The sequence below is a fragment of the Microbacterium sp. KRD172 genome, from assembly GCF_017168295.1.
In the GTDB taxonomy this organism is placed as follows: domain Bacteria; phylum Actinomycetota; class Actinomycetes; order Actinomycetales; family Microbacteriaceae; genus Microbacterium; species Microbacterium profundi.
This window is the reverse complement of record NZ_JABFAS010000002.1, coordinates 1970870-1989105: the sequence shown is the minus strand read 5'-3', so window position 1 is coordinate 1989105 and position 18236 is coordinate 1970870. Positions and strand designations below refer to the sequence as shown.

Here is an 18236-nt window from a genome sequence, read left to right as displayed (position 1 = left end):
GACGCCCGATCTGCGAGCGCCCTGATCAGTCGGTGGGCGTCTTCTCAGCGAGACCGAGGGCGTCGAGCATCCAGGCGAGCTCGAATGCACGCTCCTTCCAGGCGTTGTACCTGCCGCTCACACCGCCGTGCCCGGCCGCCATCTCGCACTTGAGCAGAACGTCGTCCGCCCCGGCCTCGCGAAGACGCGCGACCCATTTCGCGGGCTCCACGTAGAGCACCCGAGTGTCGTTGAGCGATGTCATCGCGAGGATGCGCGGGTAGGCGACGCCGTCCTGCACGTTCTCGTACGGCGTGTACGACTTCATGTAGGCGTAGACGTCTGCGTCGTGCAGCGGGTCGCCCCATTCGTCCCACTCGATGACGGTGAGGGGGAGTGAGGGATCGAGGATGCTGGTGAGAGCGTCGACGAACGGAACGGATGCCAGGATGCCGGCGAACCGCGAAGGGGCGATGTTCGCGACGGCTCCCATCAGCAGACCGCCGGCGCTGCCGCCCTCCGCGACCATGCGCTCCGCGGTGGTGATGCCTTCGGCGATGAGGTGCTCCGCACAGGCGACGAAGTCCGTGAACGAGTTGCGCTTGTTGAGCATCTTGCCGTCGTCGTACCAGCCGCGACCCATCTCGCCGCCGCCGCGCACGTGTGCGACGGCGAAGATCACACCCCTGTCGAGTTCCGACAGGCGGGCGACGGAGAAGCCGGGGTCGATCGAGTGCTCGTACGACCCGTAGCCATAGAGGTGCACGGGCCGGATGTCGTCTCCAGGCGCGCCGAACGCCTTCTTCCACACCAATGAGATCGGAACCTGAGTACCGTCCGGGGCAGCCGCCCAGGCGCGCTCCTGGTCGTACTCGGCGGCGTCGTAACCCCCGAGCACCGGCTGGCGCTTGCGCAGCACGAGTTCCCGCGTCGACAGATCCAGGTCGTAGACCGTGCTCGGGGTGACGAACGAGGTGTACCCCAGGCGCAGGAACGGCGAGTGCCATTCCGGATTGCCCGACGGCCAAGCGGAGAACAGCGGCTCGTCGAAGCGGAGCTCTTCCACGCTGTCGTCGGCGTACTCCAGCATGCCGATGCGCTCGAGGCCCTCGCTGCGGTAGCCGACGACGGCGAAGTCGCGGAAGCAGTCGACGCCGAGGATGCGTCGCCCTGCCTCGTGCGCCATCACGACGTGGCGGGCGCCCTGCGGGTCATCTGCGGCGACCGAGACGAGTTCGAAGTCGACGGCATCCTGATTGTGCAGGATCAGCAGCCGATCGTCGCCGTCGATCACGGCGTGCTCGAGCGAGTACTCGACGCCCTCCGTGCGCGGCCAGACGAGTCGCGGTTCCGCGGTGATGTCACCGCGGAGATCGACGAGGTACTCCTCGCTCGTGATGCTGGATCCGACCCCGATCACGAGGTATCGCCTGCTTCGGGTGATGCCGGCACCCAGCCAGAAGCGCTCATCGCCCTCGTGGAACAGCTTCACGTCGTCTTCGACGGGAGTGCCGAGCAGGTGCATCCACAGCGTGTCCGGGCGCCACGCCTCGTCGCGGGTCGTGTAGATGATGCCGGTGCCGTCAGGCGTGAAGAACCCGCCGCCGGTCTTGGGGATCTCATCGGAGAGCGTGTCGCCGCTCACCAGATCGCGCACCTTGATCGTGTACAACTCATCGCCCTCGTAGTCGGGCGCCCACAGCATCCTGGTCCCGTCATCCGAGGTGTCGAAGGCGCCGAGCGAGAAGAACTCGTGGCCTTCCGCTTCGACGTTGCCGTCCAGAAGGATCTGCTCGCCGGGAACAGGCACGCCTGGTTCGAGCACCGGGGGAGTCCAATCGTCCGCTCCGGCTGCGGCGCGGCACTGGATGCCGTACTGCGAGCCCTCCTCGCTGCGGCTGTAGTACCACCAGTCGCCCTTGCGAGTGGGGACGGACAGGTCCGTCTCCTGCACGCGGCCCTTGATCTCCTGGAACAGCGTCTCGCGCAGTTCCTCGAGATGTGCCGTCGCGCTGTCGGTGTGCGCGTTCTCTGCCTCGAGGTGCGCGATGACCTCTGCCGAATCCTTCTCCCGCAGCCACTCGTACGGATCGTCGAACGTGTCTGCGTGGTGAGTGCGGATGTGGGAACGGCGAGCTGCGATGGGGGCGTTGGTCACCACACCACGCTAACCCAGGTCGAGTTGACCGGAGTCGAGCAGGGTGCAAGGATTTGTCGGGGCCGGTTAACGGAAGTCAAACCCACGGTGAACTCTTCGTTCGTCACGCCGATCACGTCGGCAGCTCTCTTCCTTTCACACAACCGAAAGCGAACGGTGGAAACCGCAGCCCTCATCGTCGTGCTGGTCATCGTGCTAGCCCTCTTCTTCGACTTCACGAACGGCTTTCACGACACCGCGAACGCGATGGCGACGCCCATCGCGACGGGTGCCCTCAAGCCGAAGACCGCAGTGCTCCTGGCGGCCGGACTCAATCTCGTCGGCGCCTTCTTATCGACTGAGGTCTCCAAGACCGTGTCGCACGGCATCATCAACGAGGACGCCATCCGGGACGCGGGCGCCGAGCTGTTCTTGTCCGTGATCTTCGCCGGCCTGATCGGCGCCATCACCTGGAACATGCTCACGTGGCTGCTCGGACTGCCCTCGAGCTCGTCCCACGCCCTGTTCGGAGGCCTCATCGGGGCCACGATCGTGGGCGTCGGGCTCGGCGGCATCGACTTCGGAATGGTGCTCTCGAAGATCGTGCTCCCTGCGCTCATCGCCCCGATCACAGCCGGCCTCATCGCGTTCGCCGCCACGAAGATCGCCTACTCGATCACCCGTCGCTACGACGGCAAGCCGGACGGCCGCGACGGATTCCGCTGGGGTCAGATCTTCACGTCGTCCCTGGTCGCTCTCGCCCACGGCACGAACGACGCGCAGAAGACGATGGGCGTCATCACGCTCGCGCTCATCACGGTGGGCTGGCAGAACTCCGAGCAGTCGGACCCGTACTTCTGGGTCATCTTCGCGTGCGCGTTCACGATCGCCCTCGGCACGTATCTGGGCGGGTGGCGCATCATCCGCACGCTCGGCAAGGGACTCACTGATGTCAAGCCCGCTCAGGGTTTCGCTGCGGAGAGCTCGACGGCGGCGACGATCCTCGCCTCGAGTGCGCTCGGCTTCGCGCTCTCGACCACTCAGGTCGCCTCCGGATCGGTGATCGGCTCCGGCCTCGGACGGCGCGGGTCGACGGTGCGCTGGAGGACTGCAGGACGAATCGGCATCGGCTGGCTGCTCACACTTCCCGCCGCCGCGGCGGTCGGTGCCCTCGCAGCGCTCCTCGTCGTGTGGTGGGGCAACTGGGGCGTGGCGATCGATGCGATACTCGCGCTGGTGATCATCGTCGGTCTGTTCCTGCGTTCCCGGCGCAACGCGGTCACCGCAGAGAACGCGATGAGCGATGTCGCCGAGTCCGGCCTCGCGGTCGAACTGCCCGACATGCCGCCGCCGACGCGGCGTCGGCTGAGGATCGAGCAGGCCCGTGCGAAGGCGAAGGCCGAGCACAAGGCGAAGGTCGAGCACAAGGCGCAGGCGAAGGCAGCGAAGAAGGGGTCAGAGCAATGAGCGTCGTGATCGACTGGCTCGCATTCGTGCAGGTCTTCGCGGCGGCGCTGATCGGCGCAGCCGCCATCGTGACCTTCTACGCACTCGGCCTGCGGCTGCTCGTGCGCTCGGGGCGTGCACCGGTCGTGAGCCCTGCCGAGTTCACCGATGCCATCACGGTGATCACCGAGAAGGAGGCCCGCCGCGCTGCGAAGCAGGCGGCGAAGGCGGCCAGGAAGAGCCCGCTCACCGACGTTCAGAAGCGCATCGCGCTGATCGGTGCGTACGGATGCTTCGCCCTCTGCGCCTTGGCCGTGGCAAGCGGCATCCTGCTGATCGTCGTGGGCCGCTGAAGCTCAGACGCGGTGCCTGCGACGCTTCTCGCGGTGTACGCGCGGCATAGACTGGAGACATCCCTCGTTCCCTGATCCGCCACGACCCACAAGGATGTGACATGGCTTCTGCCGCGCCTGCCCCCACCCGTACCGAGACCGATTCCCTCGGGAGCATGGAGGTCCCCGCCGACGCGTACTGGGGCATCCACACCGCCCGCGCCGACGCGAACTTCCCGATCACGAAGCGACCGATCTCGGTGTATCCCGATCTCATCCGGGCCCTCGCGATGGTGAAGCAGGCCAGTGCAAGGGCGAACAAGGACATCGGCGCACTCGACGCCATGCGGGCCGATCTCATCGATGAAGCAGCGCAGCGGGTCATCGACGGCGAGTTCCACGATCAGTTCACGGTCGGAGTGATCCAAGGCGGCGCCGGGACCTCGACGAACATGAACGCGAACGAGGTGATCACCAACATCGCGTTGGAGATCGCCGGACGGGAGAAGGGCGATTACGATTTCCTCTCTCCGATCGACCACACCAACCGCAGCCAGTCCACGAACGACGTGTATCCGACGGCTGTCAAGATCGGCCTCTCCCTCAATCTCCGTTCCCTGCTCGATGAGCTCGACCTGCTGCGCCGCTCGTTCCTGGCCAAGGCCGTCGATTTCCACGACATCCTCAAGGTGGGGCGCACCCAGCTGCAAGATGCCGTGCCGATGACGCTCGGGCAGGAGTTCCACGGCTTCGCCACGACTCTCGGCGAGGACCACAGTCGTCTCACCGAGAACGCGTCGCTGATGTTCGAGATCAACATGGGTGCGACCGCGATCGGCACCGGCATCACCACTCACGTCGACTACGCACAAGCCGTACTCGACCACCTGCGCGAGATCACCGCCCTCGATCTCGAGACGGCGACCGACCTGGTCGAATCCACCAGTGACACCGGCGCGTTCATGTCGTTCTCGTCGTCGCTCAAGCGCAACGCGATCAAGCTCTCCAAGATCTGCAACGATCTGCGACTGCTCTCCTCCGGGCCGCAGGCCGGTTTCGGCGAGATCAACCTCCCGGCCAAGCAGGCGGGCTCGAGCATCATGCCGGGCAAGGTCAACCCGGTGATCCCCGAGGTCGTGAATCAGGTCGCGTTCGCCGTGGTCGGCGCGGACATGACCGTCACGATGGCTGTCGAGGCGGGGCAGTTGCAGCTGAACGCCTTCGAACCTGTGATCGCGCACTCGATCTTCCAGTCGATCACCTGGATGCGTCAGGCCATGTGGACTCTGCGCGTCAACTGCGTCGACGGCATCACAGCGAACACCGATCGCCTCGGAGCGATGGTGGGCGCCTCGGTCGGCGTCATCACTGCGCTGACCCCGTTCATCGGCTACGCCGCTGCGGCCGCTCTCGCGAAGACCGCGCTGCTCACGAACCGCAACGTGGCCGACCTTGTCGTCGAGGCGGGACTGATGTCACGCGAAGAGGTCACGAAGCAGCTGTCGCCGGCGCGTCTTTCGGGGCTCGAGGCGGTCACCGCTGCGATCTCCGTGATCCCGCCGGAGGGCCTGATCCAGATCTGACGTCCCACGAGTGCGGCCCGCGCCCGGATCTCGGATTCAAGGACGGGCGCGGGCCTCACTCGCGCACGGCGCTCAGTCGTGAATGCGGCAGTGCGTCGTGAGCTCGCCGATGCCGTCGATGCCGACGGTCACCGTCGAGCGGTCCCGCAGGAAGATCTGCGGCTCGCGCGAGTAGCCGGCACCACCGGGGCTGCCCGTGGAGATCAGCGTGCCTGGCTGCAGGGTGATCGACTGCGACAGATGCGCGATGAGCGTCGCGACCGAGCGGACCATCTGACCGGTCGAGGCGTCCTGCACGGTGTGGCCGTCCACGACGGTCCAGATGTGCAGATCCTGCGGGTCCGGGATCTCATCCGCCGTGACGACGAACGGGCCGGTCGGGGTGAAGCCGTCGAACGACTTGCAGCGCGACCACTGCGCCTCGGAGAACTGGATGTCGCGAGCGGTGATGTCGTTGACGACCGTGTAGCCCCATACGCTGTCGAGCGCGTCTGCCTCGGCCACGTTCTTCGCCGGTCGCCCGATCAGGACGCCGAGTTCGGCCTCGTAGTCGACGGACTCGCTCAGAGTGCGAGGCCACCCCGTCGTCGCCTCATGCGACGTCAGTGAGTTCGGCCAGAGAGTGAAGACGGTCGGTGCGGTGTCGGTCTTCAAGCCCAGTTCGCTGGAGTGGGCGGCGTAGTTCAGGCCGATCGCGAGGATCACAGGCGGATCGAGAACAGCCGATGCGAAGTCGAAGCCGGCGAGCGGATGCCGCGGCGCGGTGCGCTCGTCGAGTGCGGTGCGCAGTGCGTCGAGGCCGTCGTCACCTGCTTCGATGAGCTGCTGGAGGGTCGATGGTGCGGGGTCGATCAGATCCGAGACCAGAATTGCCTCGGCATCCTGGATCACCGCGAGCTGGGCATCAGGGGAGTCCGGTCGACGCAGATGGGCGAAACGCATGTCCCCTACGCTACCGTCCTGTCGCCCGGAGCAGAGTGGAGGGTACCTCTAGGCTTTGGCTATGTCATTCGGAGGACCCTCGGAGCCGCAGCACTCGCCGCCCCCGGCCCAGCCCCAGCATTCGCAGCAGCCGAATTCGCAGCAGCAGTACGCGCAGTCGCCGTACACGCCGGCTCAGTTCAACCAGCAGCCGGTGTATGCGTCCGCGCTCGCACAGCCGACCAACTATTCGCCGCCCGCTCCTGCCGCGCCCGCTCCTGCCGGAGCGCTGCCCATGCTGCCGGTTCCTTCGAAGAAGGGCAGGACGGTGTCGATCTGGCTCTTCGGCGTGCTCGGCTTCGCGCTCGTGGCGCTGATCGGCTACTTCGTGTGGGCGCTCGGAGTCTTCGCATCCGGCATGGGACTCGTCCTCGCGCTCATCCCGCTCGCGATCGTCTTCCTCGGCGTCCACATCATCGACCGCTGGGAACCGGAGCCGAAGCTGCTGATCGTGTTCGCGATCGCATGGGGCGGCATCGCAGCAGTCGGACTGACACTGCTGGTGGACCTCGGCATCACGCTCGCAGTCGGCATGCGCTCGGAGGTGCTCAGTGCGGTGATCCAGGCGCCGATCGTGGAGGAACTAGCGAAGGGTCTCGGGATCTTCATCATCTTCCTCATCGGCAGACGTGCTTTCGACGGCCCGATCGACGGGATCGTCTACGGGGCGCTGATCGGCGGGGGATTCTCCTTCACCGAGAACATCCAGTACTTCGCGATCAGCCTGATCGAGGGCGGCGGTGAACAGCTCACGGCCACGTTCGTGATGCGCGGTCTGCTCTCGCCGTTCGCGCACGCGATGTTCACCGCTCTCACCGGCTTCGCGATGGGGCTTGCAGCCAGGCGCAGTGCGTCGAAGGGCGCGGTGCTCGGTGCTGGACTGCTCGGGCTGCTGGGCGCCATCATCCTGCACGGATTCTGGAACGGCTCGGCCACGTTCGCCGACTTCTTCGCTCTCTACATCACGCTTCAGGTGCCGCTGTTCATCGGGTTCATCCTGGCCATCGTGGCGTTGCGCAAGGAAGAGGCCCGCGTGACGAGGGAAAGGCTGGGCGACTACGCGGCAGCCGGATGGTTCACGCCGGAGGAGATCACGATGCTCGCGACTCCCGCCGGGCGCAAAGTCGGACTCAGATGGGCCGCGAGCCTGCGCGGTGACCGCAGGTCCTTGATGAAGAGCTTCATCAAGGATGCCGCAGCCCTCGCCGCAGTGCGCCAGCGGGCTATCGTCGGCCGCGACCCCCTTGCCGCGGATGACGAGCGGGCATTGCTCACGCGCACCCAAGCGACGAGAGCGGCCCTCCTGGCGTATTGACGAGCGGCATCGCGTTGACTCTTGACACCCGTGGAGTAGGGGTGCAATCTGAGTACAGATCAACTCAGCGCCCGGTAGACATGCAGGCATCGCCGCAGCACCGGGCGCTGAGTCTTGATATGGGCCGGGGCTGTTCGCTCTGAGCAGGCGCCCTCGCATTGACCACGTCCGAGCGCTCCGGTTGTATGGAGTCATGACTGATCGCACAAAGCCCGAGTTCGACGCCCCCACAGCTCCCGCTCCTGCAGAGCTCGTCACCCGAGACATCATCGAGGGCGACGGCGCAGCCGCGAAGCCCGGCGACACCGTGACCGTGCACTATGCCGGTGTCGAGTACGACTCCGGCGAGGAATTCGATTCCTCCTGGGGGCGTGGCGAGACCATCCAGTTCCCGCTTCGCGGATTGATCCAGGGCTGGCAGGACGGCATCCCCGGCATGAAGATCGGTGGACGTCGTGAGCTGATCGTTCCTCCGCACCTCGCGTACGGCCCCGCGGGTTCAGGACACTTCCTCTCCGGTAAGACCCTCATCTTCATCATCGACCTGGTCGCCGTCGGCTGATCGGACTCACAACTGCGGAGGGCCTCTGTTCCACATCGGATCGGAGGCCCTCCGTTTTTTGTCGACAGACTCGGAATACATGCGCTCGCATACGAGTTGTCTCCTTGTGAACGCAATGAGACCCCACACTTCAAGGAGAGAACCCGCATGACCACGATCGACATCCCCGGCTACCGTGCAGGCACCTGGATCCTCGACCCCGCCCACAGCGAGGTCACCTTCAGCGTCCGCCACATGATGATCTCGAAGGTGCGCGGCTCGTTCGGCATGAAGAGCGCGACGCTGGTCGCCCCGGAGAACCCGCTCGACGCGAAGGTCGAGGCGACCGTAGACGTGACGTCCCTCGACACCAACGACGACGGTCGCGACGGACACCTGCGCTCAGCGGACTTCTTCGACATCGAGAACTTCCCGACGATGCAGTTCGTCTCCACCGGCGCACGTGTCGCGTCAGATGACTTCTTCATCGACGGCGACCTGACCATCCGCGGCATCACCAAGCCGGTGAGCTTCGCGTTCGACTTCGGGGGATTCGGCACCGACCCCTACGGCAACTACAAGGCCGGCGCGTCGGCGACGACCACCATCAACCGTGAAGACTTCGGCCTCACCTGGAACGCCGCACTCGAGACCGGCGGCGTCCTGGTCGGCAAGGACATCACGATCAACCTCGACCTGCAGGGCGCTCTGCAGCAGGACTGATCTTCGTCATCGAGGACCCCGTGCCGTCAGGGCACGGGGTCCTCTGCGTCATATGCGCGGAAGCTCGGCGTGAGGCGCACCAGCACACCGACCAGCGCGATGACGAGCAGTCCGCCCAGAAGCGGGGGGAACCAGAGCACTGTGAAAGTGGCGAGCGCGCCCGCATAGAGTGCGCCGAGGCGAGGTCCTCCGGCGACGACGATGATGAAGATGCCCTGCAGTCTTCCGCGAATGGCGTCCGGCACCGACGCCTGCATCATCGTGTTGCGGTAGATCGAGCTGATGTTGTCGGCAGCTCCTGAGAGAGCCAGGGCCGCGGAGGCCGCGACGATGAGTGCGATGTTCGCATGGGTCTCGTCGGCCCCCGGCGCCCACGTCGCGATCAGGAGAACCACCCCGAAGAGCAGTATCGCCGCACCGTAAGCCTGAACTGCACGTGCGATTCCTCGTCCGTGCCAGCGGTAGCGCACGATCCGGCCGGAGAACAGGCTGGACAGGAACGTACCGGCCGCGACCGCTGCCGTGAGCGCACCCGTGGTCACGGCGCCTCCGCCGAGAAGCACCGCGCCCAGCGCGGGGAACAGCGCCAGCGGCTGCCCGAACGTCATCGCGACGATGTCGACCAGATACTGCATCCGGATGTTGGCCGCACGCTTGAGGAACCGCCAGCCGTCGACCAGCGACTCCAGTCCTGGGCGCACGATCTCGCCCTCCGGCCGCAGGACAGGCAGGGTCCAGAGCCCGAGGAACATCGCGAGCATGAGGACGACGTCGATGGTGTAGGTCCAGCCGTAGCCGGTGAGGGCGACGAGGATGCCGGCGAGTGCCGGGCCGACCATGACCATCACTCCGATCGTGATGCCGTTCAGAGCGGATGCCGCTGCGAGGAGCTCGCGAGGGATGAGGCGCGGAACGATCGCCGTGCGCGTTGCCATGCCGACCGAGTTCGCGGCTGAATTGATCATGCTCAGCGCATACAGCCACCAGATGGTCTCGAGCTGACCCCACGTGAGGACGGCGAGCAGAAGGGTCGAGACGAAGGTGACGATCGCCGCGACGATCGCGACCATGCGGCGGTCGAAGGCGTCGGCGAGCATCCCGCCGTAGAGGCCTGCGAGGATCATCGGGATGAGCCCGGCGACGGCGACCATCGAGACCGCGAACGTGCTCTCAGTGAGCTCGAACACATGCAGCATCACAGTGACGATGGTGAGTTGACCGCCGAGTCCGGCCAGCGTCGACCCGATCCACATCCTCGTGAACGCACCGCTGGCGCGGAACGGACGAAGGTCGATGAGTGCCCCGCGGGCACCGCCGCTCACGCGTCGACCTCGACCGGCGATCTCCGGTCGGTTGCGGGATCATCCCGCATCTTGCACTGCACGTTTCGAGGCTATCGGCTCATCGAAGCTCGACGGCTCATAGCGAGGCCTGGATCGGCCGTCGGGGCTGGTAGACTCTACAGGTTGCCGTTTGATCGGCCGCGGATAAAGAGAGCCCACACATCAGGTGTTGGGCGCCGCGCAACGAACTGAAAGGGGATCCCATCTATGCCACTCGAGTCTGACGCCAAGAAGGCGATCATGGAAGAGTACGCGACGCACCCCGGTGACACCGGATCCCCCGAGGTGCAGGTCGCGATGCTGACGCAGCGCATCAAGGACCTCACCGAACACCTCAAGGATCACAAGCACGACCACCACTCGCGTCGTGGCTTGTTCCTCATGGTGGGTCAGCGCCGTCGTCTGCTCGGCTATCTCCAGGACATCGACATCGCGCGTTACCGCACGCTGATCGAGAAGCTTGGTCTTCGCCGCTAAGGCAGCGCACCAGCGTAAAATCGCACTTCTTTCGAAGGCCGTCCCAGGTGTGGGGCGGCCTTCGTCGTCTCCAGAACCTCGAGAGAAGGATGGCTTTCCTGATGGAAAGCGCGTAGTCTCCTTCGGGATTCCAGTTTCCAGGTGGAAAGCTGACGCGGAGGTGCAATGGATCAGCGACCGATCGAGGGAGCCGCGCCGTTGCCGGTGCCGAACTCCGATATCGCCCAGGCGTACCTCGACCAGGTGAGGGCCGTGCGTGAACGGCGGGAGGCAGGTGTCGACCGTCGCGGTGCGGCGTGGATCGGACTGGTGAATGCGATCACGCTCGCCGTGTACATCACCGTCATCTCGCCGCGGTGGGTCATCGCGATCGTGCTCGGTGTCGTCCTGCTGGTCGCGCTTGCCGTCTTCTTCATCGCGGGCATCCTCGGCGTGGAGATGCCGTTCTTCGTGAGGCTGATACCGGGGGCGCTGGCGCTCGTCGTGCTGGGAGCCCCGGCGCTGCGCAGCATTCTCGGGTACGGCCCGATCGGCGCGGCCGTCGTCTTCTGCCTGTATGCCGGCAGTGCGTTCCTGGACGGGCGCGATGGCTGACAAGCACCCGCGCCTGCGTCTGGACGACAACTTCGCCAGCCCGATCCGCTTCTCGCTCATGGCTGCGCTCCTCGACGGGAACGAGCTCGACTTCGCCACTCTCGCCCGGATCCTGCAGGTGGGCGACTCGGCGTTGAGCAAATCCATCTCGCACCTGCACGTGACCGGTTATGTCGCGACGCGCAGAGGGGACGTGGGAAGCCGGCCCCGAACCTGGGTGCGATCGACGGCGAAAGGCGAACGCGCCTTCGCCGCGCATCTGCACGCTCTGCAGGAGATCGTCGAGTTCGGCGGTCGTGCGCCAGCCCACAACGTATCGATGAACGCCTCGACCGTCCGATTCGAGTGAGCGACGGTGAGCAGCGGCGACGGGATCCGACCGCCTGGTCGTGGTCTACGTCGCCCGTGACGTCAGGCGGATGCCCCCGCGAGGTCGGAGTGGTGGATCGCGGCGACGTCAGGATGCGCACGGAGCCGTGACTTCAGGGCGTTCTCGCCGTACAGGCTGTGGATCGGATTGCGGGGATCCTCAGTCACTCCCTGCGCCTCGGCGGCCAGCTCCGCCGGCAGCTCGATGAGAGGGAGCTTCGCGTCGAGGGCAGGGCTGAAGAAGAACGGCACCGAGATGCGGTCGGCGGGAGCCTTGGGGGAGATCACCCGGTGATTGGTGGCCTTGAGGTAGCCACCGGTGGCGTACTCGAGCATCTCGCCGATGTTCACGATGAACGCGTCGTCGACGGGCGGAGCATCGACCCACGCCCCGTCGCGTTCGACCTGCAGACCGCCCTTGCCGGGCTCCACCCAGAGCAGCGTCAGCACGCCGGAGTCCTTGTGCGCGCCGACGCCCTGCTGGGGCTCCGGCGCATCCGTGCCGGGGTAGCGCACGATCTTCATCAGGCTCGCCGGATCGCCGAAGTCAGCGTCGAAGTGCGTCGGCTCGGCGCCGAGCGCTTCTGCCCAACTGCGAAGAAGCCTGCGGGAGATGCCGGTGAGGTGCTCGCGCCATGTCTCTGCGACCTCGCGCAGCTCGGGCTGCGCCGCCGGCCAGAGGTTCGGGCCGATGAGGCGGTTGAAGGCCGGGCCGTCCGAGACGGGCTCCCGTTCCGGTCCGATGTCGATCTGCTCGCGCCAGTCGACTTTGCCCTGGGTGAGTTCGCCTCCGATGCGGGTGTAGCCCCGGAATTGCGCGCTGTGCACGTTCTCGATCGCGAGCTTCTGCTCCTCGGGCAGGGCGAAGAAGTCGCGGGCGGCCTGCTGCAGCCCACGGAAGATCTCGGGGGCGATGCCTGTGCCGATCAGATAGAAGAATCCGACGTCATGGGCGGCGGCGGCCAGCTCGCTTCGGAACTTCGCGGCGGCGTCCGGGCCGTCGTCCAGCTGGGAGAGGTCGAGGACGGGGAGGTTCAGTTCAGCCATAACACGAGCGTACGACCAGTTCGCACGGTCGGAGTCATGTGTTTCAGACGGTTACCACCTGATAGCGGGTACATCGTTCAGATGGCGGGTCGACTCCGAACTCAGCGAGCGATCAGCGCACATCCGGGATGATCAGCCCTCGCGCGAGCGCCGAGACCCCGTCGGATCGTTCCGACGGGACACATCCGCCGACAGCCGTGCATCGGAGAACAACCAGCGTGCACGTGGCTCCACCAACGGTCGGACCAGCCACCGTACCGGCCGCGTCGCGAGGAGGAGCGCGATGAGCACCGACAGCAGGATCAGAGCGGGCAGCCAGACCCACGTCGGTTCCGCATCACGCAGGATGCCTGACTCGCGGAACGGGTACAGCACGAACGAGTGCAGCAGATAGACGTACATCGTGTACTGGCCGAACTTGGTCCACCAATACCTGCCTCGAGGGATCAGGACGAAGAACGCGGCGCTCAGCACCAGACCGATCGCGATGAGCAGCAGGCGGATACCGCCTGACCACCACGCATCACCGCCGAGATCCACGTACGTGTCGTTGTAGAAGAACCACTTGTTGAGATTGATGCTCTCCCACAGCTCGACCCAGTTCCATGCGGCGAACGCCCCCACGGCGAAGATGAGCACCGCGATCGCGCGGAGCCACCAGGGCCGGAAGTCGATCAGGCGGAAGCGGTTGACCAGGTCGTGCTCCCGCAGCCACCACCCCAGCACGAAGAACGGCAGGAAGCCGAGGGTGCGCGAGAGCGAGAATGTGCTGTCGACGTTGCTGAGGTAGCCGGCGCCCACCGAGATCAGCACGCTCCACACCAGCGGCCAGCGCAGCAGTGCGAGGTACGGCAGCACCAGTCGGAAGATGCCGAGGGCGAGCAGGAACCACAACGTCCATGACGGCGTCGTCAGGTTCGGCTGGACCTCTTGCCCTTCGACCAGCCATTTCGTGAGGGTCCAGAGCAGCTCGAAGATCACGTACGGCACCAGGATGTCGGTGATGACCCGCGCCATCTGCTTGCGCGTGGGCGGGGCGGACTTCGAGAAGTAGCCGGCGACGATCGCGAAGGCCGGCATGTGGAACGCGTAGATGGCCAGGTAGAGTGCCATCGCGATGCTGGAGTCGTAGGTGAGGCGCTGGATGGCATGGCCGAGCACGACGAGCACGATGCAGGCATAGCGCGCGTTGTCCCAGAACGGCACGCGTCGACGAGGCCGCGCGATCGCCCCGGTGATCGGGCCAGTCGGAATCTGTGCGGCGGTGCTCATCCTCCGAGGCTACCGGCCTCTCCTTGGCGGGCAGGGAATAATGTGGCGCGGGTTGCGTTGTGACATATACATGCATTTGAATAGAAGCGTCATGCCAGCAGCATCCGCCTCGAGAACCCGGGAGCACCACATGAGCGAGCACGCCGACACCTCAGGCATCCAGTTCGGCCTCTTCACCGTCAGCGACATCACCCAGAACCCCGTGACGGGCGAGACGCCTAGCGAACGGCAGAAGATCAAGGACGCGATCACGATCGCGAAGCACGCCGAAGAAGTCGGCCTCGATGTCTTCGCCGTGGGCGAGCACCACAACCCGCCGTTCTGGTCCTCGTCGCCCACCACCACCCTCGCCGCGATCGCCGCGCAGACCGAGCGCATCATCCTCTCCACCTCCACGACACTGATCACGACGAACGACCCGGTGAAGATAGCCGAGGACTTCGCCATGCTCCAGCACATCTCCGACGGGCGCACCGATCTCATGCTCGGCCGAGGCAACACCGGCCCCGTGTACCCGTGGTTCGGCAAGGACATCCGCCAGGGGCTGCCGCTGGCGATCGAGAACTACGCGCTGCTGCGCAAGCTCTGGGATGAGGACGTCGTGGACTGGGAGGGCAAGTTCCGCACGCCGCTGCAGGGCTTCACCTCGACTCCTCGCCCGCTCGACGGCGTAGCTCCCTTCGTCTGGCACGGGTCGATCCGCACCCCGGAGATCGCAGAGCAGGCCGCGTACTACGGCGACGGCTTCTTCGCGAACAACATCTTCTGGCCCAAGGAGCACTACCAGCGCCTGATCGAGCTGTACCGCCAGCGCTACTCGCACTACGGACACGGCACGCCTGAGCAGGCCATCGTCGGCATCGGCGGACAGGTGTTCATGCGCGCGAACTCTCAGGATGCTGTGAACGAGTTCCGTCCGTACTTCGACAACGCGCCGGTGTACGGCCACGGCCCGAGCATGGAGGACTTCACCGAGATGACTCCGCTCACGGTGGGATCGCCGCAGCAGGTCATCGACCGCTACGCCGCGATGCGCGACACGTTCGGCGATTACCAGCGTCAGCTCTTCCTCATCGACCACGCCGGTCTCCCGCTGAAGATCGTGCTCGAGCAGCTCGACATCCTCGGCGGCGAGGTCGTGCCTGCGCTGCGCAGGGAGCTCGCGAAGAACCGTCCGACGAGCGTTCCGGATGCTCCGACCCACGCGTCGCGCGTCAAGGCGGTGTTCGGCGACGGACCCGCGCGCGAGGCGCGCCCCGGTGCGAACCGCGGAGACAACCTGACAGCCGGCTCCCCGTATCAGGACACGCCGGCACCCGCCGGAGCCGCGTTCGGCGTCGGCCGGAAGGAAGCGTGATCATGACTGATCGTCGCATCGCCGTCATCTCGGCGGGTCTGTCCAACCCGTCCTCCACGCGCATGCTGGCCGACCGCATGGCTGCGGAGACCGTGAAGCAACTCGCCGAGCGCGACATCGAGGTCACCGTCGATGTGATCGAGTTGCGCGACCTCGCGCACGACATCATGAACAACCTGCTGACCGGGTTCGCGCCGGCGGCGCTCGAATCGGCGCTCAACTCGGTGTACTCGGCGGATGCCGTGATCGCGGTGACGCCGATCTTCTCCACGAGCTATTCGGGACTGTTCAAGTCGTTCATCGACGTGCTCGATCCTGACGCGCTCACCGGCAAGCCGGTGCTGATCGGTGCGAACGCGGGAACGCCGAGGCACTCGCTGGCGATCGACTACGCGATCCGTCCGCTGTTCGCCTACCTGCATGCCGAGACCGTCTCCACCGGAGTGTTCGCGGCATCCAGCGATTGGGGCGGAGCCGGCGACGATGTGGCACCACTGGCCAAGCGGGTGGAGAAGGGGGCTCGCGAGCTCGCGGACGCCATCGCCCGCAAGGATGCCGCGACATCGAGCGACCCGTTCGACCCGGCGAACTACCTGGGCGAGGGGCGGTCCTTCGGCCACCTGCTCGGCGGGCTCGCGGGGGAGTAGCGACTTCAGCGCCACCGGTACTCGGTCTCAGGGCGACCGCGGCCGCGGTACCGGGCGGCGCGCTCGAGCCTGCCCTCGTCGGCGAGGTGCTCGAGGTAGCGGCGCACGGCCACACGCGACATCCCGAGCTGTTCTGCCGCCTCGCTCGCCGACAGCACCCCGGCATCGCGAGCCGCGGCGGTCACACGTGCCAGTGAGGCGACGGACAGCCCCTTCGGCACCCTGATGCTGCCGGTGGGCCGCGATGCGCCCAGGAGCGCATCGATCTCGGCCTGGCTCGCCTGCCCGGCCGCCGCGACGGCCTGTGCGCTGTAGGCGCGGTGCTGCTCGAGCCGTTCCCTGAACGTGGCGAAGGTGAAGGGCTTGACGAGGTACTGCATGACGCCGAGGGCGGCCATCTGACGCACGGTCTCGGCATCGCGCACAGCCGTGATCGCGATCACATCGACGACTATCGATCGTGCGCGCAGATGACGGAGGACGTCGAGCCCCGAGCCGTCCGGCATCGTCATGTCGAGCAGGACCAGATCGATTCCCTCCTTCGGAGGGCTCTCGATCAGCGCGGTGAGGGCCGCACGGGCGCCGCTGCATTCTCCGACCACCGCATAGCCGTCGATCCGCTCGATGTAATCCCGATGCAGTTCCAGAGTCAGCGCGTCGTCGTCGACGAGGAGCGTGTGGATCATGGCAACGGTCCCTTCGTCTCCGCGCGGGATGCACGTGCACCGGGCAGCGTCACACGGAACGTCGTCGGCTCGTCGAGGATCTCCACTGTCCCTCCTGCCTCGTTCACGATCGATCGCACCAGTGCGAGTCCCACTCCTCTGCCCTCTGCGCCGGCGGGCTTCGTCGAGAATCCGTGCTGGAAGATCTGCTCGCGCACGGCTGCCGGAACTCCTGCGCCGCTGTCGGAGACCTCCAGCACGAGCCCGCCGCCGTTCGATGCGGAGCGGAGCACGACACGCAGCCAGCGCACGGGGGCGGCTGCGGCGGCATCCAGAGCATTGTCGATGAGATTGCCGAGCACCGCGATGCTGTCCATCGGCGCGAGGACGGAGCGGGGTGCGTCGGGGGCGATGTCCGCTGACCACTCGACACCGCGCTCCTTCGCCTGAGAGGCCTTGCCGAGCAGCAGCGCTCCGACGGTCGGATCGCCGTCCCGCCGTGCGGTGACCTGATCCACGAGCGACTGGCTCTGCTGCGACGTCTCCGCAAGGATGTCGATGGCCTCACGGGTGCGGCCGAGCTCCAGCAGCGCGATCGCCGTGTGCATGCGATTGCCGTGCTCGTGCGTCTGTGCGCGCAGCGCCTCGCCGAGGGTGCGCACCGACTCGTACGACGCGACCGCGTCCCTCACCCGGCCGGCCGGCAGATCGCCCGCTATGCGGCGCGTATAGCGGCGCGCGAGGAAGGCACCCAGAGAGCCGGCGGCGATGATGAGTGCCGCGATCGCGACCGCAGATGGCAGCCGCCCGAGGAACGATTCGGCGACGGACTCGACCGTGACGCCTGCCGCGACCCACCCGACGCTCTCACCAGCCGCGTTCGCGACCGGCGTTATCGTGCGGATCGAGGCGCCGAGCGTGCCGGTGAACTCCTCGGTGAGCGTCGTGGGCGTGGCGGGGATCGTGCCGAGGTACTGCTCGCCGAGCCGGGCGGGGTCGGGATGGGTCACGCGCACTCCCGTCGACGTCATCACGGTGATGAAGTCGAGCGCGGAGTGCTCGACGACCGCGGTGGCGTAGGGCTGCAGCGCTGCGGAGGCGGCATCCGCGTCTGCACCGTCGAGCGCCTCGATCACGCTCGGCGAGTCGGCGAGGGACTGAGCGAGCGCGCGTGTGAGCTGCTCGGCCTCGGCTCGGGATGAGCGCTGAGTCTGAAGTGCGAGGATGGCTGCCGCGATCGCTCCGACGAGGACCGCGGCCACGAGGAGGACGACGAACACGTGTGATGCCGCACTGCGGCTGCGCTCCGAACGCACCATCGCGATCTCCCTCTGCTTACTCGGCCCGGTGGGCCACGACCAACACGACCACAAATGGTCAGCGTCTGAGAACCCAGGGAGGGTGAGTTCCGTTCACCCGGCGCTTCGC

General features: G+C 66.3%; 18 protein-coding genes. 11 read left to right on the top strand and 7 right to left on the bottom strand.

Annotated elements, in window-relative coordinates; translation table 11 throughout:
* Positions 1-25 precede the first annotated feature (25 nt).
* Positions 26-2137, bottom strand: coding sequence for a S9 family peptidase (locus tag J1M43_RS10020; protein WP_206476593.1), 2112 nt, complete (start codon positions 2135-2137; stop codon positions 26-28).
* Positions 2138-2293: 156 nt separating this feature from the next.
* Between J1M43_RS10020 and J1M43_RS10015 the strand changes: the two genes are divergently transcribed.
* The 3 genes from J1M43_RS10015 to J1M43_RS10005 all read left to right on the top strand — a co-directional run bounded on the left by J1M43_RS10015 (position 2294) and on the right by J1M43_RS10005 (position 5477).
* On the top strand, positions 2294-3583 hold the full coding sequence (locus tag J1M43_RS10015; RefSeq protein WP_206476592.1) for an inorganic phosphate transporter: 1290 nt from the start codon (positions 2294-2296) through the stop codon (positions 3581-3583).
* Complete coding sequence (locus tag J1M43_RS10010) at positions 3580-3915, top strand: hypothetical protein (protein WP_033104622.1); 336 nt, start codon at positions 3580-3582, stop codon at positions 3913-3915. Before J1M43_RS10015 ends, J1M43_RS10010 begins: the two co-directional genes overlap by 4 nt.
* A 101-nt stretch (positions 3916-4016) precedes the next feature.
* Positions 4017-5477 carry an aspartate ammonia-lyase gene (locus tag J1M43_RS10005; protein WP_206476591.1) on the top strand — a complete coding sequence of 487 codons (1461 nt, stop codon included), beginning with the start codon at positions 4017-4019 and terminating at the stop codon, positions 5475-5477.
* A 72-nt stretch (positions 5478-5549) separates the two neighbouring features.
* Here J1M43_RS10005 and J1M43_RS10000 read toward each other — a convergent pair whose 3' ends face one another.
* A complete protein-coding gene (locus J1M43_RS10000; RefSeq protein ID WP_033104620.1) occupies positions 5550-6419 on the bottom strand; it encodes a fumarylacetoacetate hydrolase family protein in 870 nt (289 codons plus the stop codon).
* Between the two features lie 61 nt (positions 6420-6480).
* Here J1M43_RS10000 and J1M43_RS09995 point away from each other — a divergent pair, with 61 nt between their 5' ends.
* The 3 genes from J1M43_RS09995 (at position 6481) to J1M43_RS09985 (ending at position 9037) form a co-directional block, all read left to right on the top strand.
* A complete protein-coding gene (locus J1M43_RS09995; RefSeq protein WP_241245214.1) occupies positions 6481-7773 on the top strand; it encodes a PrsW family intramembrane metalloprotease in 1293 nt (430 codons plus the stop codon).
* A gap of 193 nt (positions 7774-7966) precedes the next feature.
* Positions 7967-8335: an FKBP-type peptidyl-prolyl cis-trans isomerase gene (locus J1M43_RS09990; RefSeq protein ID WP_033104619.1), complete on the top strand. Its 369-nt coding sequence runs from the start codon at positions 7967-7969 to the stop codon at positions 8333-8335.
* Between the two features lie 147 nt (positions 8336-8482).
* A complete protein-coding gene (locus tag J1M43_RS09985) occupies positions 8483-9037 on the top strand; it encodes a YceI family protein (RefSeq protein ID WP_033104618.1) in 555 nt (184 codons plus the stop codon).
* A 26-nt stretch (positions 9038-9063) separates the two neighbouring features.
* Here the strand turns inward: J1M43_RS09985 and J1M43_RS09980 are convergent, their stop codons facing one another.
* Positions 9064-10359: an MFS transporter gene (locus J1M43_RS09980; protein ID WP_268746238.1), complete on the bottom strand. Its 1296-nt coding sequence runs from the start codon at positions 10357-10359 to the stop codon at positions 9064-9066.
* Positions 10360-10587: 228 nt separating this feature from the next.
* Between J1M43_RS09980 and rpsO the strand changes: the two genes are divergently transcribed.
* From rpsO to J1M43_RS09965, 3 genes are all read left to right on the top strand, one after another.
* Positions 10588-10857, top strand: coding sequence for a 30S ribosomal protein S15 (gene rpsO, locus J1M43_RS09975; protein WP_033104617.1), 270 nt, complete (start codon positions 10588-10590; stop codon positions 10855-10857).
* A 165-nt stretch (positions 10858-11022) separates the two neighbouring features.
* Entirely contained in the window at positions 11023-11451 is a 429-nt protein-coding gene (locus J1M43_RS09970) for a hypothetical protein (RefSeq protein WP_206476590.1), read from the top strand.
* Positions 11444-11800, top strand: a complete 357-nt coding sequence (locus tag J1M43_RS09965; RefSeq protein ID WP_206476589.1) for a transcriptional regulator — start codon at positions 11444-11446, stop codon at positions 11798-11800. Before J1M43_RS09970 ends, J1M43_RS09965 begins: the two co-directional genes overlap by 8 nt.
* A gap of 62 nt (positions 11801-11862) precedes the next feature.
* Here the strand turns inward: J1M43_RS09965 and J1M43_RS09960 are convergent, their stop codons facing one another.
* Together J1M43_RS09960 and J1M43_RS09955 are read right to left on the bottom strand one after the other, a co-directional pair.
* Positions 11863-12867 (bottom strand): isopenicillin N synthase family oxygenase, encoded by a 1005-nt coding sequence (locus J1M43_RS09960; protein WP_033104615.1) that lies wholly within the window; start codon positions 12865-12867, stop codon positions 11863-11865.
* Between the two features lie 132 nt (positions 12868-12999).
* Positions 13000-14139 (bottom strand): acyltransferase family protein, encoded by a 1140-nt coding sequence (locus J1M43_RS09955; protein WP_206476588.1) that lies wholly within the window; start codon positions 14137-14139, stop codon positions 13000-13002.
* A 130-nt stretch (positions 14140-14269) separates the two neighbouring features.
* Between J1M43_RS09955 and J1M43_RS09950 the strand changes: the two genes are divergently transcribed.
* Entirely contained in the window at positions 14270-15496 is a 1227-nt protein-coding gene (locus J1M43_RS09950) for an LLM class flavin-dependent oxidoreductase (protein ID WP_033104614.1), read from the top strand.
* A 2-nt stretch (positions 15497-15498) separates the two neighbouring features.
* Entirely contained in the window at positions 15499-16143 is a 645-nt protein-coding gene (locus tag J1M43_RS09945; RefSeq protein ID WP_033106123.1) for an FMN reductase, read from the top strand.
* 5 nt (positions 16144-16148) lie between these two features.
* Here the strand turns inward: J1M43_RS09945 and J1M43_RS09940 are convergent, their stop codons facing one another.
* Positions 16149-16829, bottom strand: a complete 681-nt coding sequence (locus J1M43_RS09940; RefSeq protein ID WP_206476587.1) for a response regulator — start codon at positions 16827-16829, stop codon at positions 16149-16151.
* Positions 16826-18127 carry an ATP-binding protein gene (locus J1M43_RS09935; protein ID WP_206476586.1) on the bottom strand — a complete coding sequence of 434 codons (1302 nt, stop codon included), beginning with the start codon at positions 18125-18127 and terminating at the stop codon, positions 16826-16828. Before J1M43_RS09935 ends, J1M43_RS09940 begins: the two co-directional genes overlap by 4 nt.
* Positions 18128-18236 lie beyond the last annotated feature (109 nt).

Coding starts and splice junctions, on each gene's coding strand:
- J1M43_RS10010 (WP_033104622.1), top strand. CDS start 3,580: ATGAGCGTCGTGATCGACTGGCTCGCATTCGTGCAGGTCTTCGCGGCG.
- J1M43_RS10005 (WP_206476591.1), top strand. CDS start 4,017: ATGGCTTCTGCCGCGCCTGCCCCCACCCGTACCGAGACCGATTCCCTC.
- J1M43_RS10000 (WP_033104620.1), bottom strand. CDS start 6,419: ATGCGTTTCGCCCATCTGCGTCGACCGGACTCCCCTGATGCCCAGCTC.
- J1M43_RS09995 (WP_241245214.1), top strand. CDS start 6,481: ATGTCATTCGGAGGACCCTCGGAGCCGCAGCACTCGCCGCCCCCGGCC.
- J1M43_RS09990 (WP_033104619.1), top strand. CDS start 7,967: ATGACTGATCGCACAAAGCCCGAGTTCGACGCCCCCACAGCTCCCGCT.
- J1M43_RS09985 (WP_033104618.1), top strand. CDS start 8,483: ATGACCACGATCGACATCCCCGGCTACCGTGCAGGCACCTGGATCCTC.
- rpsO (WP_033104617.1), top strand. CDS start 10,588: ATGCCACTCGAGTCTGACGCCAAGAAGGCGATCATGGAAGAGTACGCG.
- J1M43_RS09970 (WP_206476590.1), top strand. CDS start 11,023: ATGGATCAGCGACCGATCGAGGGAGCCGCGCCGTTGCCGGTGCCGAAC.
- J1M43_RS09965 (WP_206476589.1), top strand. CDS start 11,444: ATGGCTGACAAGCACCCGCGCCTGCGTCTGGACGACAACTTCGCCAGC.
- J1M43_RS09960 (WP_033104615.1), bottom strand. CDS start 12,867: ATGGCTGAACTGAACCTCCCCGTCCTCGACCTCTCCCAGCTGGACGAC.
- J1M43_RS09955 (WP_206476588.1), bottom strand. CDS start 14,139: ATGAGCACCGCCGCACAGATTCCGACTGGCCCGATCACCGGGGCGATC.
- J1M43_RS09950 (WP_033104614.1), top strand. CDS start 14,270: ATGAGCGAGCACGCCGACACCTCAGGCATCCAGTTCGGCCTCTTCACC.
- J1M43_RS09945 (WP_033106123.1), top strand. CDS start 15,499: ATGACTGATCGTCGCATCGCCGTCATCTCGGCGGGTCTGTCCAACCCG.
- J1M43_RS09940 (WP_206476587.1), bottom strand. CDS start 16,829: ATGATCCACACGCTCCTCGTCGACGACGACGCGCTGACTCTGGAACTG.
- J1M43_RS09935 (WP_206476586.1), bottom strand. CDS start 18,127: ATGGTGCGTTCGGAGCGCAGCCGCAGTGCGGCATCACACGTGTTCGTC.